At 61.5% G+C, this 16,127-nt stretch carries 7 protein-coding genes; 4 read left to right on the top strand and 3 right to left on the bottom strand.

Annotation, left to right across the window (positions count from 1 at the left end; all coding sequences use genetic code 11):
* Position 1: 1 nt before the first annotated feature.
* From AC1RRV_RS12325 to AC1RRV_RS12315, 3 genes are all read left to right on the top strand, one after another.
* Positions 2–2,461, top strand: coding sequence for an ABC transporter permease (locus AC1RRV_RS12325; RefSeq protein ID WP_492859928.1), 2,460 nt, complete (start codon positions 2–4; stop codon positions 2,459–2,461).
* A 429-nt stretch (positions 2,462–2,890) separates the two neighbouring features.
* Positions 2,891–5,020, top strand: coding sequence for an nSTAND3 domain-containing NTPase (locus AC1RRV_RS12320; protein ID WP_492859927.1), 2,130 nt, complete (start codon positions 2,891–2,893; stop codon positions 5,018–5,020).
* A gap of 131 nt (positions 5,021–5,151) precedes the next feature.
* The gene (locus AC1RRV_RS12315; protein WP_492859926.1) at positions 5,152–5,682 is read left to right on the top strand and encodes a hypothetical protein; all 531 of its coding nucleotides are present in this window, start codon (positions 5,152–5,154) and stop codon (positions 5,680–5,682) included.
* A gap of 751 nt (positions 5,683–6,433) precedes the next feature.
* On the opposite strand, the gene AC1RRV_RS12310 is transcribed toward AC1RRV_RS12315, so the two are convergent.
* Together AC1RRV_RS12310 and AC1RRV_RS12305 are read right to left on the bottom strand one after the other, a co-directional pair.
* Positions 6,434–7,891 (bottom strand): hypothetical protein, encoded by a 1,458-nt coding sequence (locus AC1RRV_RS12310; RefSeq protein WP_492859925.1) that lies wholly within the window; start codon positions 7,889–7,891, stop codon positions 6,434–6,436.
* Positions 7,892–8,134: 243 nt separating this feature from the next.
* Positions 8,135–8,644 carry a hypothetical protein gene (locus tag AC1RRV_RS12305; protein ID WP_492859924.1) on the bottom strand — a complete coding sequence of 170 codons (510 nt, stop codon included), beginning with the start codon at positions 8,642–8,644 and terminating at the stop codon, positions 8,135–8,137.
* A 924-nt stretch (positions 8,645–9,568) separates the two neighbouring features.
* Here AC1RRV_RS12305 and AC1RRV_RS12300 point away from each other — a divergent pair.
* Positions 9,569–12,784 carry a P-loop NTPase fold protein gene (locus tag AC1RRV_RS12300; protein WP_492859923.1) on the top strand — a complete coding sequence of 1,072 codons (3,216 nt, stop codon included), beginning with the start codon at positions 9,569–9,571 and terminating at the stop codon, positions 12,782–12,784.
* 136 nt (positions 12,785–12,920) lie between these two features.
* Here the strand turns inward: AC1RRV_RS12300 and AC1RRV_RS12295 are convergent, their stop codons facing one another.
* Entirely contained in the window at positions 12,921–15,998 is a 3,078-nt protein-coding gene (locus tag AC1RRV_RS12295) for a tetratricopeptide repeat protein (RefSeq protein ID WP_492859922.1), read from the bottom strand.
* Between the last annotated feature and the right edge of the window lie 129 nt (positions 15,999–16,127).

Here is a 16,127-nt window from a genome sequence, read left to right as displayed (position 1 = left end):
TATGCTCAAGAGCTACGTCCTGACGCTCTATCGCTCACTGCTACGCCACAAGCTTTTCTCGGCCCTGAACATCCTGGGCCTGGCCGTGGGCTTGGCGGTATTCCTGACCCTGACCATCGCGACGCGCTTCGAGCTCAGCTACGATCGCTGGATTCCCAATGCCGAGCGCACCTTCCGTGTCACCGGCGTGATGGACATGGCCGGACGGCCGCGCGAAGCGATCGCGCCGATTCCAGGCCCGGTCCTGCCCAACCTGCAAGCGGAGTTCGGCCATCAGATCGAGACGGGCGTGCGGCTTCTCAACCGCTCCTTTGCGGTGCGTCGCGGCGAGCAGGCTGACTACGAGGAGATCATCTTCGCCGACGCCAGCTTCTTCAACGTCTTCAATCTTCCCTTGGCGGCGGGCGACAAGGCCCAGGCGCTCGCGGGGCCGGGCAAGCTGGTCCTGAGCCAAACCGCCGCGCGCAAGTACTTCGGAGACGCCAACGCCATGGGCGAGCGGCTGACCCTGACCTTGGACGGCCAACCCCGCGACTATGTCGTCACCGCCGTGCTGAAGGACCTGCCTGAAAACACTCACCTGAAGATCGACTTTCTGGCCCTGCTCGACAGGTCGGTCTTGCCGGAGTCGGCCGAATATCTCGACCAGTGGAACGCCACCAACTACCTGACCTATGTCCGCCTGCCGCGCGCCGCCACCGCGCCAGCGATCAACACGGCCTTGCCCGACGTCATGCGTCGCCGTGGCGGCGGCGATGTCCATGAGTGGCTGGGTCTGAAGCTGGAGCCGCTCGCCGACCTGCACTTCAACGCCGAGCAGATGGGCCAGTTCAAGCCTGGAGTCGATCGGCGCTTCGTCATCACCCTGCAGATCATCGGCGTCCTGACCCTGGGTCTGGCGATCATCAACTACGTCAACCTCTCCACTGCCCGCGCGGTGCTCCGGGCCCGAGAGGTGGGGCTGCGAAAGGCCTTCGGCGCGACACGCGGCGCCCTGATGGCGCAGTTCCTGGTCGAGGCGGTGATCGTCTGCCTGGTCTCGGCCCTAATCGCCTTGGCCTTGGTCGAGCTCAGCCTGCCGCTGGTCAACAGCGCCTTGGGTGGGAAGCTCCAATTGCACTACTTCGGCGTCGACGGCGTCCTGCTCCTGCTTATCCCCGTGGCGGTGCTGGTGGGGCTGGCGGCCGGCGTCTATCCGGCCCTGGTGCTGTCACGCTACGAGCCTGCCGCCGTCCTGGCCTCGGCCAAGGCGCCTGGCGGCGGCCGCGCCGCGGCGCTGGTGCGCGAGGTGTTGGTCGTGGCGCAGTTCTCCGTCTCGATCGCCTTGCTCATCGCCACCGCCGTGGTCTTCGCCCAAGCCGAGTTCGTTCGCCGCGCCGAACTGGGGTTCCAGCGTCAGGGCCTGATCGTGGTCCCCGGCGTGGATGGCCCTGACATCCTGCCGCGACGTGACACGGTGTTGGCGGCGTTTCGCAGAACCGATGGCGTGACCAGTGCGACCATCTCGGGCCGCTATCCTGGCCACGGCGGCGTCGCGCGCAGCACCAGGTTCACCCGCGCAGGCTCGACGACCGATCCGACGCTATCGATGGAGTTCGTCGCGCCCGACTACTTCAAGACGCTGGGCATGGGCGTGGCGGCGGGCCGTCCGCTCGACACGACAAACGCCCTCGACGACCTTGGCCGGGTCGGCGCCGCCGACAAGGGCCGCACGGCCAACGGTGTCAATGTCGTCATCAACCAGGCGGCCGCCAAGGCGCTGGAATTTCCGACCGCCCAAGCGGCGATCGGCCAGTTGCTGCGGGTCGGCGACGATGAACTGCGGATCGTCGGGGTCGTGAAGGACGCCCGCTATGGCTCGCCCCGCGAGAAGGTGCCGCCCCTGGTCTATTTCCTCAACAGCACCCCCGGCGCCTCGCTGACCGGCTTCGAGACGATGATCGTGCGCTACGATGGCGATCCCGGCCTCGTGATGGACCGCCTGGCGAGCGCCTGGCGTCAAACCCTGCCGAACGCTCCGTTCAAAGGCGAAACCGTGGAAGCCGCGCTCAACCCCTTCTATCAGCCGGACGAGCGCCGCGCGCGGCTCATCACCCTTGGCGCCGTCGTCGCCTGCCTGATCGGTTGTCTCGGCCTCTATGGCCTGGCGGCGTTCAACAGCGAGCGCCGCACCAAGGAGATCGGGATTCGCAAGGTCCTGGGCGCTTCGACCGCCGACATCTTCCGTCTCCTGGCAGGCCAGTTCCTGCGACCGGTGCTGGTCGCCAACTTCATGGCCTGGCCTCTGGCCTATGGGCTGATGCGCGAATGGTTGAACGGCTTTGATCAGCGCATCTCGCTCAGTCCGGCCTATTTTGTCCTGGCGTCGCTCCTGGCTTTGCTCGTCGCCCTGCTGACCGTCTGCGGGCAGGCCTTCAAGGTCGCGCGCGCCGATCCGGCCGAGGCGCTTCGGTACGAATAGGGACCTGGGCGCGCGCGGCATGGCCCGCGTGCGCCCATCGTCCGCCAAGCCCCCTGACCGAGCCAAGGCTTGACGGGCTCAAACCGACGAGAGCCTCTCCAACTCGCCGTGTCCTGGCGACAGCGCGCCAGGAGCCGACCTTGGCGCGCCTCCAGAAACGCGACGTTCAGTGCGCGTGCCGCCGACGCTTTGTTTCCTGTGTTTGAACCGACATGGTTCCGTTCTGCTTGACGTTTGGAGGCGCGGGTTATCGCAGCTCAAGCTTGCACCTACGCTACCCTAGCGCGCACGCCAAGGTGGCGCATCGACGCGACTCCGACATAGTGTCGAAGGGAAACGGTCAAGGTTGGAGCCTGCCGCCTGTTCGATCTTCGCGCTTTAGGCTGGAAAGCCTTTCAGGACCTGTGCGTCGCGATTTCGAGCGAGGTATTGCAGCGCCCCGTCCAGAGCTTCCTGCACTCGCGAGACGGTGGTCGCGACGCAGCGTTTTTGGGCGCCTGGGGCGGGTCACAGGAGATCGCCGACGGACGATCGACGATCCAGTGTAAATTCATCGGCAAGCCCGGCGCGACGCTCAGCCTTTCGCACCTGAAGCCGGAGCTGGCGAAGGTATCGGCCCTAGCCGCGAAAGGCTTGGCGCACGACTACATCGTCATGACGAATGCTGGCGTGTCCGGCGAGGCCGAGGCCCAGATCGCCGCCGCGTTCCAAGCAGCCGGTGCGAAGGTCTGCCGCGTGTTCGATGGCGGCTGGATTGAACATCAGCTGCGAACCCGGCCCGCCCTGCGCATGATGGCGCCGCGCGTCTACGGAATTGGCGACCTGTCGCTGATCCTCGACGAGCGCGCTCAGGTCCAGGCTCGACACATGCTGAGCACCTTGGGCGATGACTTGAGGTGCTTCGTCCCAACAAGAGCCCACCAGTTGGCCGTCGCGGCGCTGCAGGAAAAGGGGTTTGCGCTGCTGCTTGGCGATCCTGCGGCCGGCAAATCGACGATCGCCGCGACGCTCGCGCTCGGGGCCTTGGACGGGGGCTGCGTCCAGACCCTTTTCATCTCGCGCCCCGATCAGCTCGATCACTGGAACCCGCACGAAAGGCAGTTTCTCTGGGTCGATGACGCATTCGGGCCCAACCAACTCGACATCGCCCGCGTGCGCGACTGGAATAGCGCCCTGCCGATGCTGGACACCGCCGTTCGTGCCGGCACCAAGATCGTCTTTACGTCGCGCAACTACATCTGGTCGGCGGCAAAGCAGCATCTGCGCGTGGACCGCTTCAAGCCGCTCGAAGAAAGCCAGGTCATCATCGATGTCCAAGAGCTCACCACCACCGAGCGGGCGCAGATTCTCTACAATCACATCAAAACCGGCGCGCAGCCCAAGGCGATGATTGCGGCGCTAAAGCCGATGCTGCCGGCCATCGCGGCTCACAAGCGCTTCTTGCCGGAGATCGCGCGCCGGCTTGGCGATCCTCGCTTCACCCGCAGCCTCAAGCTTGACGCCTATAGCCTCAATCGGTTCGTCGAAGAGCCGATCGACTTCCTCAAGGAGGTCCTTTCAGCCCTTGATGACGCCTCGCAGGCGGCAATCGCCTTGATCTTTCTCAACGCTGAGGGCGAGGTTTTGTCGCCGATCAAGCCGACCGAGGATCTGGCGCTGGTCTGTGATCTGTTGGACGTGACCCCTGCGGCTCTGCGACGGGCGATGGAGCACCTGCGCGACAGCCTGACCCAGCTTGTCCTCCATCCGCAGGGACCGCGCTGGAGATACCGACACCCTACCGTCGCGGACGCATTTGGCGCGATCGTGGCTGAGTCCCCTGAACGGGTCACCCTCTACGTGCGCGGCGTGAAGGTCTCACGGCTCGTCACGGAGGCAGCCTGCGGCTTACCGACCAAACCCAACCTCGTTCAGGTGCCGCCAAGTCTTTATGGCGAAGTGGCTGAGCGCCTTGAGGACGCCAGGCTCGACAACGCCCTAGAGTATTTCCTGGCTTACCGCTGCGATCGCGCGTTCCTCGAAATCTTCGTGACGATGCGACCGGAGATTTGCCAGCTGGGCAACACCCTGGGGATATGGCTCGCCAACGACACCACCCTGGCCCTGCTCGTGCGGCTACACGCCTTCGGGCTTTTGCCCGAGCAGGGCCGCAAGCTCGCCGTACAGACCCTTCTGGAGAACGCCTACGGGATGTTCGAGGTCGGCTTCTTGGAAGCCAAGGGCGGCACCAGCCTCTTCACGTCCGAGGAGCTCTCAGCATTCGAAGCTGAACTCAACGAGGTTTGGCTCAAAGATCCGGTCGCGACGATGCAGCGCTGGCGCGACCAGGTCGGCAAGGATGGCGAACACTATCTCGATGACCTTCAGGACGCTCTGCGCTACGTGGAAAATTACCTGAAGGCGCGCCCCTTCGCGTCCCCCGATTTTGACACCTTCCGATCCATGATCGACGAGTGGCTCGGTGAGCTCCCCGAGGAGACGCCTTCGACCAAGGCGTCGCCAGCTCCCCCGGATGCGCCTGTCGAGGTCCAGGCCATCTTCGAGGACATTGACAGCTGATGTCGGCGATTGGCGCTAAGGCTTCAACGGGCCAAACCTTGGCCGCGCGGAGCGAGACCCAAAGGGCCAGGCGATGGTTAGGCGGTCTAAGCCTAGGTGAGATCCCGATCGCCGGGCACAAGTTTCACTCCATGGCTCTCTCGCTCAACGGGAAGCTCTACCAAATCGGCAAGATCTCGCCCCAAAAGGCCTTCGTGATCATCCGTGGCAATTTGCGACTGCTCTATGTTGCGCCCGACTACGCAAACTATCGCTACGCGGCGCGCAAGGTCTTTGGTCACTGCGCCCGAGGGCTGGACATCGATCACGCGCTGGGTCGAGAGCTCACCAAGCACAAGCGGGTTTGGTACACGCTGGTGGCCCGGATCGACCGCGCCACAAACCGCTCCCACGGCTTTCGCGAACGCCCGCCGCTGGAACCGGCACCACTCAGTTTTGAGAAGTTCTACTACATAGACGAGCGCATTCTCCGGAAGATTCTGGGACTTCCCAATGGACAGTTGCCAGATGCGGCCCAGACGTTCGGCTACGAGATCGCCCCTTCACATATACGCGAAATGACTGTTGCCGATGCGCTGTGTGCCCGTCACGCGTTGGGGATGAACGGCCGGCAGGTGCATCTGTCGTTCCTACGCCCGATGGAGCGCAGGCGGCGCAGCTAGCCCGCCCTAGCGCAGTTTTCTCATTGGCGGATTGGGCCGGAGAATCCTGGGCAAGTTCGAAGATCCGCAGCACTAGGCGCGGCGGCTCGGGCGGCCCCTCCCCGCCTGGTCGTCAAGCCATCGGCCGGCGGGATCGTGTGCGCCAGAAGCGGAACTTGGCAGGGCTCCAAGAAAGCGACGTCACGCGGCCCAGACAAGAAGGTCGCCAGCTCTTCTTGTCACGATAGTGGGATCGCAATCCTCGGGTGCCAAGCCGCGTGGGTACCAGGAGACGCTGGTCCGGCGCATAGATCGAGGCCGAAAGAGCTATGCCGGTCTAGGCCGGCTGGTCAGCAAGGTGTTGATGGGCTGCGCGGATTGGGACGCGGCCTGCCAGAAGCTGGTCGACAACCTCAATATCGCCCGCCCCGAGGCTACGCAGGTCGCGCCCTCAAAATATGACGGACCGGTCCGCCTGCCCTATCGAGCTCTTCAGATCGCATCCCAGCGCGAGGGGATGAAAGTTTCGAGACGCTTCAGGCGCGCGGATCGTCACTCTTTGAGGCCTTCCTAGCGCGAGCGGCGTTCTCGGATGCGCCTGAACGCTATGCTGTGTTTACGGCCGAGCCTAGCCGACATTAGCTTGGCATGACACATCACGGCACGCCATCAGGCGCGCGGGCCAGGCGGGAGCATGCCTGGAAAGTGGCGGCGTTGTCAGGAGTTCCGATCTATGCCGCCAAGGGCGCTGCGTGGACGGCTCTCAGAGCTTCTATGGAATTCTTGCTACGCACACGGTGCGAAGTTCATGTTCTTCGAAGAAGGGGGTTATGCGCACCCGCTCCATATCCTTCGAATAGCTCAAAGATCCAAGATTTGGACTTCCGCAACAGCCTCTCCGACTACCGTCGACCGTGATCGCCGCCAGTCTCGGAGCGTACATTTGCGCTGGCATTTCGTAGATCGATGCGCGCCCGCTATTGCCTTGGACAGTGCTCGTCAGGATGCTGGCCGCACCGTCAGGGTGTGAAGGACGATTCATGTCTCCCCAGAGGCGCCCGTCGGTCGTGTCCCGCCATTTTGGAACTTCGGAGAAATGTTGGGTACCCTTTGCCTGCTCGAACTCATCAAGGCTGGCGACCCGCCACTCGCCGTAGCCCTTCACTTTCAAATTCGCGCAATATGCAATCAACTCCGGCGTGGTTACAGACGGGAAGGCGTGGACCTTCTTGTAATAGGCAAGGCCGGCGCTCCTCACTAGCAGCACGTCCTCGTTAGCCGGGTCCTGTTCGAGCAGCCCCTCTCGCTTCAGTCGTTCGGCCTCCTCGTCTGTCGCTTGAGCGCGCGCCTTTTCGACCGCCTCGGCCAAGCTCGCCAGCTTGGCCGCGCCTTCCTCAGCGAGTCGCTCCTTCAAGACCTCCTCTTGGAACGGGCTGGGATTGACCACCCGCCATTCTCCAACCGCCGGATCACGCTGATAGACCAGCCGAAATGCCAGGCCTTCAATCCGCTTCGTCGTTGCGCCCGTCAGGTCAGGCGAGACTTCGATGACGTAGCTTATCGTGGCTGCGCGGTTCTGGACGGGCCCCTCCTTCCAGCTCTCGAAATTCGAGCGGCCGGTTACGACACGTTGGCCTGCGACAAACGTCCGACTGCTCCCCTCGCCGGAAAGACGGCTCAGGTCAAAATCCCAGCGCCGTTTGCTTTGGCTGTTCGACACCACCGGAAGCTTGTCGCTGGCGTGCAGTAGGGAAACCAGGCCCATGGAATGCGGCTCGAAAAAGACCGCGCGGAATCCCGCTGGCTCAAGATCTACGACGCCTCCGGGGTTTACGTTGAGGGTAACAGGTGTGTCGAAGCCGATCGAATTCAGCAGAGCACGTTCATCATCCGGCAAAGCCGCCTTGTTGAGAGCCTGCTGAACTGGGGCCGCGCTGCCCCCTGGGCTTTGGCCCGTGCCGCCGCTTCGTGTCGCGTACCAGCCGACCAGGGCGAACAGCGCCGCCAGAGCGACCAACCCACCAACTAGATAGATCCTTCGGCGACCTGCGTCGTCTGACGGCCCATCGACCGGTAGCTCGGAAGAGGGGGCGGGCTGTTCGGAGACTTCGCTCTCCAAGGAGCCCTCATCCGACAGCGGGCTGTCAAAGTTGTGCCCGCAGGTCCCGCAGTTGATCCCTTCATCGAGACGCGCGGCTCCGCATTCCGAGCAAAATTTGGCCATGCCCATCCCCCCGAAGCTTCTCAGCATTCAGCTTGATCGAGTATCGCCAAATTTGCAACTTTTGGTGCTGCTGATCGGAGGGCCCGCGGAACCTGCGGCTTGCTACGATTTAGGAGTGGAAAGCGGCTGTGATACTGGGATCTACGCCGCCAGGCGTCCGTAGGATCGCTGCAAGTCTGTCGATTTCGCCGTTGTTGGCGACAATGAGCGTGCAGGCCTTGACCTGAAGCCCCATGCGCGAACGAGACTTCAGGGCCTTTGGGGCGCTACCTTCTTGTCCTGAAAAGTAAAGGACACGGGACGCCAAGTTTGGCCGATTTTTGCGTAAATTCGGATTTGGATGTCGAAGATTTCCCCATCGACGATGGGAGCTTCGCAATCGAAATCGGCGACAATAATCGACGCGCGATCAGGCGCGATGATCCAAGGGGTCTCCTTGTAGAGCGAGTTTAGTTCAGGGAGGGAGTCCTTTGGATTTGGGTAACGTCCCCAGACCTCCAAACCCTTGAGCCGGTATTCGCGCACTACACATGTGTTCCCAGCCAGGCTCATGGCCTCCCAGCCAAAGGCCTGGTCAATCGGTCCGTAGGGTTGGCCAAATCGGATCGCCGTGACCGGGACATCGGCACTGATGGTCGATGTCGCACGAAAGGCTATCCGGAAGAGATTCTTTTCTCCGCCAGAATCCTTGATCTTGAACGGTAGCGTCGCCTGAACGTCGAGCGGTCCCTGGGGAGCGCTGTAGCTCGAAACGGCCAAGGCCGTGGCAGTTGCGGCCCGCAGTAAGCTTGAGATCAATTGCTAGGCCTTTCTGAGTATCTGAGGAAATTAGGATCCTGCGGCTTCTGTGCGGGCGGATCCCGTCGGGTCGGTGGCTCCGAGAACTTGAGCTCCGAGACCGCGGCGCTTCCATCGCGATGTCCGGAATCGTTTCGGCCCGAGTCTAATGCGGACGGGCTTGCATCCGGTGCCGCCGCAGCGGCTGGGGCCATATGGCGAGACTGACTCTCCTCATAGGCACTAGAGCTTGCAGTACGACTATCCGGCGCGCCGTATGGCGGAACTTCGTCCGTCGTGATTGCTGCGGCGCGCGCGGTCGGTAGGTTCGTAGTCCCTCCCGACTTTGCGGTCACTATGACGCCGACGACTGCTGCAATCAGCGCCAGTATAGACAACACCTCCATCCGGACTTCCCGACGGTGTTGTGGTGACCTGGGCGTCGACATGCTAACCTCAAGCGAGCTTAGGCACAGCGTAGCCTATTGGCGACTTAAATCCAGTACACAACTGAGGCTGGCAAGGCGCTCAAATTCCATCTCCTGACTGCTGTAGATCGGAAGTGGAGGAAGTTGCTGTTCAATGCGCCAAAGTGCGGACCGCTGCGTCGAGAGTGCACCCCGGCGCTGACGGCGCACGGTCGGCGAAAGCGCGCCAGTTGCTGACGTTAGAGCCCCTCCAGGAACTGGACATTCAAGTCGCTAGACGTGGGGCGAAATCGATCAGCGTGGGGGCCCAGCGGTGATTTCGGCGCGACGCTCGGAAGGATTTCGGCCGCCTGTTCCCATTGCCAGTTTCGACGGCGCTCGCCACCCTCAGGGGTATTGAAGAGGGCTTTGGGCTAGACGCGCGCTCGGGAGGGTGCGACGGCGTGGGCGCCGAAGGCCTTTCGGGTCAGGGGGCACTATGACCGCCAAGAAGCCGGGGCGCGGCGTGCGCTTCATCCGCGAGGGGGGTGAGGCGACAGACGAGTTTGGCGCGCACTCGCGATTGGCTGAAGCCTTGGCCCAAGCCCTGATCGACAACCCGCCGCTTCAGGTCGTGGGGCTGCTGGGCGGTTGGGGCAGTGGCAAGTCCACCGTCGTCCAGCTCGTGGAAAACCAGCTGCGCGGCAAATCCGTGCGCTTCTTCCTCTACGACGCCTGGCTGCATCAGAGCGATGCGCCTCGGCGCGCCTTCCTTGAGGAGCTGATGCGATGGACTGGCCGACAGGCCATGGGCGATATCAAACCCCTTCAGGACAAGCTCGACAGGCTCTTGGGCAAGACCGAGAAGACCGAATCGACAGTGACCCCCACCCTGTCCGTCGGCGCCGGGTTTTGCCTGGCCCTACTGCTTCTGATCCCCTTGGCCCTCCAGTTCCTGAAGGCCGACTGGATGGACGAGGCCCAGTTCGGCGCGCTGGTCATCGGCCAGCACAGCTTCGGCTACGTCTTCCTTGGCGCGCTGTTTCTATGCGCAGCGCCGTTCGTGACGCTGATGTTGATTAATCTGGCCAGACTGCTGGGTGCCAAGGACAAGGGCGGCCAGGCCAGCGCGCTGTTCGCCAACAAGGTCAGCGAGACGCGCACGGACCGCAAGACCAAGGACCCCGATCCTACCGCCCTGGAGTTCCAGAAATTCCTGCGCGAGGTGCTCGACCATATCCGCGCGCGTACTCAGGATCGCCTTGTCTTCGTGATCGACAACCTCGACCGTCTGCCCGATGCCGAGCTTCTGACCTTGTGGAGCACGATACGCAGCCTGTTCCACGGCGATCCGGGCGCCATGACCCCGTCGCCCCCACCGACCGTGCTGCTGCCGGTAGATGAAGTGGCCATCGCACGGGTGCATGGCGACAAGCACGACGTCGCCCAAGGCTTCGCCGAAAAGACCTTCGACGTCGTCTTCCGCCTTCCCACCCCGGTCCTGACCCAGTGGCAAGACTATCTGGCGCGTAGACTGCGCGAGGCGTTTGGCGAGGATGTCGATCAGGCCTGGATCGATGCGGCCGCGCGCATCCTCGAAGAACGCGGCCTGGATGGCCGAACGCCGCGCTCGATCAACGCCTTCGTCAACCAGATCGCCACGCTCTGGATGCAGTGGCGCGAGGAGGTCAGCTTCGCGGCCATGGCCTATTACGCCGCCCACCGCCAAGAGATCGAAAAGAGCATCTGGGCCCATCTGGCCCAACCGCCCCCATGGATGGTCGATTTCGACGATGATTGGACGCGCGGCGTGGCGGCGCTGCGCTATGGCGCGCCGCCGCAAACCGCCGGACAGATCCTAATCGAGGGACCGCTGCGCGACGCGATCGCCAAGGGCGATGAAGCCGAGTTCTCGCGGCTCGCCCAGCATGTCGGTTTCATGGTGGTGTTTCGCCGCCTGATCGATGGCTTCCGTCACGGCTCGACGCAGGTTCCCCTGTCGAGGACCGCGCTGATGCTAGCGCGGCTGGAGCGATCTGGCGACCAGAACTGGAAATCGGCCTGGAACAGCCTGGCCGACGGCGTCATCAACACCGCAACCTGGTTGCCGCAGCAGTCGCAGGACGCATCGGCGCTCGCCGCCGTCTTGGACCATGTCTCCAAGACCAAGCGCGAGCGCATCATCTGGGCGATCCCCGCCAGGATCAGTCAGATTCAGTCTGAGCAGTTGGCCGAGGCCTCATCGGCGATCCTCGACGTCGTCGAGCTGATCACCAAGACGGCCAAGAGCGACGGGGTCCGAACGCCGCAACTGAAGCTCCATGGAACGGCGGCGGTGGAGCTGGACTTCGCCGAGCGTGTCGCAGACCGGGATCTGAGCGGGATCGACCCCTCCAACCCGCCCATGGTCCTGGCCTTGGCGCTCGCCCAGCTTATGGAACCCTGGACCGAAGAAGGCGAGCACCAGTCCCTGTGGCGCGCGAGCGCGCAGTGGGAGCGGTTCATCGACTGGTCGCAGTTCGTCAAGACGCTCTGGGACGGCGCTGACGATTTCAATATCGTCGCTCGGCCGGCTCTCGAAGGGCTCCTGCGGGCCTGGCGCAACGTCCCCGCCGCGCGGCCATCGATCGAGCACCTCACCTCGAGCGCGGGCTTTGGCGAGCACCTCAGCACTTGCATGCGGCAAGGGGCTTCCGTCCTGCCGACACTTCTGCTTCTGGGCGCGGCTGCGGGACAGCCGCTAAGGCAACCGTTCGGGGATCTTCGGGTGTGGGTCGACGCCAACGCCCAGGCTGTGGAGGCCATGGAGCTACGGCTGGCCAGGATCGCCGGGGATCTAACGCTCTCCAAGCTCGTCGACAGGATCGGCGAGGACTCAAGCACCGCTCCGCTCTATGCTGCCCTGGTGACGGCGCGGGTTCGTCGCACGCCCGGCCAGCTTCGGATCAGCGACATTTTGAAGAAGCCGGTCCTCTATCTGGAGGTCAGCCGCAACAGTACCGACGAGATTTGGCAAGTGGCGGCTAACCGCCCTCAATTCATTCGGCTTCTAAAGCGAATGACGCCCGCCGTTCGTTACCTGATCGCCAGCGAGCTTCTGCCCATGGCGCTCGCTCAACCTCTCCGCATGCAAGTGGCGGAAATCTTGGCCGAGAGCTTGGCGATGCTGCCGATCAGTGACTGGACGGCGACCCTGGAAGCGGGCGGTCCGTTCTATGATCAGCTCAATGAGCTCGCCGAGCGGTTCGAAGGGGTGAGGATTGGCGGGACCCTGGGGCCGGCGATCGATGCGCTCGTTCGTCAGGCCGCGCGCACGGATGATCCCGATCTTCTTCACCGGCTGCAGAGCGCCGCGCGCCTGCTGCCCGATGGTCCTGACGATCTTGTGCGCCGGTTCGCGTTGGAAGTGCTGGAGGACACGCCCGTCGCCCCGGAGCATTTCATGAGCATGGCCAATGAAACGATCTTAGAGGCGTTTCTGACGGTCGAGTTCGGCGAGGCTTTTCTGGAGAAGGTCTTGGCGCCGTTGCTGAGCAGCATGGATGGACGTCATTGGGTGACGATGCGCCAGGCAGCCCTTTCGGCTTGGCTGAGCAGACTTCCCCAAGACTTGTCGGAAAGGGCCAGGGACGTCTTCCGTTCGGCCGCCGGCCACCAGAACGGGACGCGGATGCGCCGCGCGATGCTGGCCTTGGCCAACGGGTCGCCAAGCTAGCCGTCAACCTCAAGACCCTCGCGCGGATGGAGCGCCAGAAGCTGCCCTGGACACAGTGCCAGAAAACCGACCTTCGTCGAACCGCCCCCACGCCATGCCTACTCGAGGATCTTCAACGCCACAGCATCGACGCCATTCAGCCGAAACCGTTGGCGATGTCTGTCGCGACGTCTAATACCTCCTTTGCCACCAACGGCTCTTCGCCACGGATAATCTGAAGCGCCACCACCAACGGCTCCAGCATTCTCTCGGCCCCTCTGGCATGAATCATCGAGCTTACCTCAGAGCTGGCACCGCCTCTGGCAACGACCATGGCGCTCGACACAAAGGCCGAAATAAGCTCCCGCTTCTTCGGCAAGTCTCGCAATGCATGGTCAAGATGGACCACCGCCTCGTCGACTCCACCTGCAACAGCATGGAAATTCGCCAAAATAAGATGAGCTTCGGTATAGTCCTCTTTGATTTCAATTGCCCGCTGAGCATCTCTTATTCTATCGGTTATAATTCCATCTTTTAGCTGGGCGCGCGTCAGAAATGGCCGTGGATCATTCGGCCATCTTTTAATAGCGCGAGCGATAAGCTCCTCGGCTTCGCTTTGCTCGACCACCAACGCCAAGCCTGTCATGGCCGCTATTGCTTGATCGCCGCTTGCAGTGAGCGCTGCCCTGAACCTCTCGCGCGCAGCGTCCTTCTCCTTGCGCCTAGCGCAAATTTGCCCATGCAAAGTCAACGCACATACGCAATCTGCGTGCGTCTCGTACAGTTGATTGAGGATGCTCTCAGCTTCACTATCCTCACCTTTGTGAACAAGGAATTCAGCAAGTTCTTTCTTCGGACGGCAATTATCTTTGACCTTTTCAGAAGCATCACGGTAGAGCGACTCGGCCTCACCTTCAGACCCGCCGTTTGACAAAATTAGACTAGCAAGGCGAATTTTCGCTAGATTTGACCCCATTTCAATAGCTTCGCGGAACGTCTTCTCTGCAGTTAAATCATCGCCGGCATCGCGATATATTTGCCCGGCGGCTGCACGTATCGACTTCCGCTTTGGAGCATTGTCGATCATGCTTCGGGCCAATACCTTCACCTCTTCAACCGTCGAACCGCAATCCAACATTTTTCGGGCCAAGAGGCGATATAGGCTAGGCTCGTCCTTCTTTTCCGCGATCGCCGCCTCGAGCGCCGCGCGCGACCCTGCGGCGTCATCGGTCTGCTGGGCGAGAAACACACCGAGATCCGCCCAAGATTCCCAGTTTCGGTGCCGCTCCGCAGCATCGCGAAGCAGGGCAATGGCCTCATCCTTTCGACCGCTATCAGCGTAAATGTCCGCCAAGACGCGTCGCGCTAGATAGCTGTCAGCATGCTCACCGGCTTGGCCGCCGAGAATTTTCTCCGCCTCACCGGCTCGCGACAATTTCATGAGTAGTAGCGCGTACTGAGCTAGCGCGGGATCCCGCAACGGTGCCTGAGAACTCGCTCGCTCGAAGAAATCAATAGCTTTATCGTCAGCACTGATCTCTGAATAGTATCGCGCCAATTCAGTTAGCGGAATAGCTTTATTGGGATCTATAGCAATTGCCTGCAGAAGGGACGCCTCACCCTCTGCCTTTTCGCTCGAACGGATTTGCAGCAGCCCAACAATGGTATGGGCCCATGCATCCTCGGGCCGGAGGTCTCGCCCCTTTTTCGCCGCCTCCAGCGCTTGCTCTGGTTGTTTTTGACGGTGATGAAGAATGGCAAGGCGTAGCCACATGCTGCTTGAATTTGGATTGGTCGCCAGCGCCTCTCGAATGAGACTTTCAGCCAGCTTCAGGTCGCCGGCGTCAGCGGCAGCCTCGATGCGGTCGGCCAGTTCGTCGGTCGCCTTGCTCGCGCCCCCCTCAGCCCGCGTAGGCACTTCTTGAACTAGCCGCTGCGCCTCTCGGAACGGTCGGATGAACTCTTGAGGCGTCTGATCAAGAATGGCTTGGCGCACAGCATCCGAAACCCGCGCGATGATTGCACCAAACGCCGAATGATAGTCTTCGCGACGCCCCGGCTCCAGAGAGCAGGCCTCACGAACAAGCATTGCCGTAGTGTTAACCAGTTCGTCACGATCATAATACTCCGTCATAAATGACACGAGCGCATGAACGCGTGCAGAGGGGTGATTTCTCCTCCTCATCAAATAGTATATATTAAAGAGTCGCTCAGATGCATAGTAAATTGCCTGGCGACCCTTCCCGGGCTCCTTAACCACGGATCCCCGATCGCTCAATCTGGATAGCATTGCGGAGGCTATATTTGTTTCTACGCGAGCCGCCTCCGAAACTTGCTTCGCTGAGCTGGGGTCCCATAAATCAAGTAGAGCGGCAAATACCTTTCGCTCAGTGGCAGGCAGCGCGTCCAGCTGACTTTTGAAATACTCAGTGTTCTGATCGATCAATAAGTTCAGATTATCCATGAGATCGCGCAAAGATGGCGTCTTCATGAAATCCGCAAGAATATGAAGCAGGCGCGGGCTTCCACCGGTCAAAATGTGCAATGGTCGAATTTTCTCGAGACTAACGTCCTGCTGAGAATAATTCGACCATAGTAAGCGACACTCTTCAAGTGTCAGCGGCTTCAACTGAACAACGTCAAAGCTTTGAACAAGGTTTAAAACTTTGTCACCCCTCGCGCGCGCAACCGAGGTTGCCAGGACGCCAAATGCAGATGCATCACTGAGCTCATTTATAAGAATGTCTGCGTTGTTAGAAACTTGCTCACGAAGGATCATGTGCAAGTTCTCTACGATAATAAGCAGACGCTTTCCGATAGCATTCGCGTGACCTTTTAGGGCGCCCAAAGAGCTTCTCAGGAGCTCCGCCTCGGACCTTGCCGCCGCGGCGTCCTCATACTTGATCCGCAGCCCTGGCGCATCGTCCCCATCCTTCAGATGGAACAGGCACTCCAGGAAAAACTCGCCAGGCGTGGTGACCGTGTAACTCTCCTCACCGAGAAAGATCGGGTGCCACTGTTCGAAAAGTGCGCCGCCCTCACGAGCCTCAGCCATCACGCGACGGCAGAGCGTCGTTTTGCCCGCCCCTCTAGGCGCAGTGACAAGGACCCTTGCGCGGCCACCCAACTCAAAAGCGGCCAGCACGCGCGCCAATTCGTTCTTTCGAACGATGAAGTTAGCAACGGCCTCCTCGTCCGTTTGGAACCCTGGGTTGAATTTCATCGTGATCGGCATGCGCACTTTCCATCGTTGAACCCAGACGAGTTCAAACAGGGTCGTATCACCAACAAAAATGTTGGCAAGTCGCGAGCGCTGCGCTACATCAAATTTGTTGCCATCGTTTTTGTTGGCATCAAATTTGAT

This window comes from Caulobacter sp. GW821-FHT11E10 (genome assembly GCF_058808375.1).
This window is presented reverse-complemented; position numbering and strand designations above follow the sequence as displayed.

Excerpts from the sequence above, each read along its gene's own strand:
- AC1RRV_RS12310 (WP_492859925.1), bottom strand. The coding sequence starts at position 7,891 with ATGGGCATGGCCAAATTTTGCTCGGAATGCGGAGCCGCGCGTCTCGAT.
- AC1RRV_RS12300 (WP_492859923.1), top strand. The coding sequence starts at position 9,569 with ATGACCGCCAAGAAGCCGGGGCGCGGCGTGCGCTTCATCCGCGAGGGG.
- AC1RRV_RS12325 (WP_492859928.1), top strand. The coding sequence starts at position 2 with ATGCTCAAGAGCTACGTCCTGACGCTCTATCGCTCACTGCTACGCCAC.
- AC1RRV_RS12315 (WP_492859926.1), top strand. The coding sequence starts at position 5,152 with ATGGCTCTCTCGCTCAACGGGAAGCTCTACCAAATCGGCAAGATCTCG.
- AC1RRV_RS12295 (WP_492859922.1), bottom strand. The coding sequence starts at position 15,998 with ATGCCGATCACGATGAAATTCAACCCAGGGTTCCAAACGGACGAGGAG.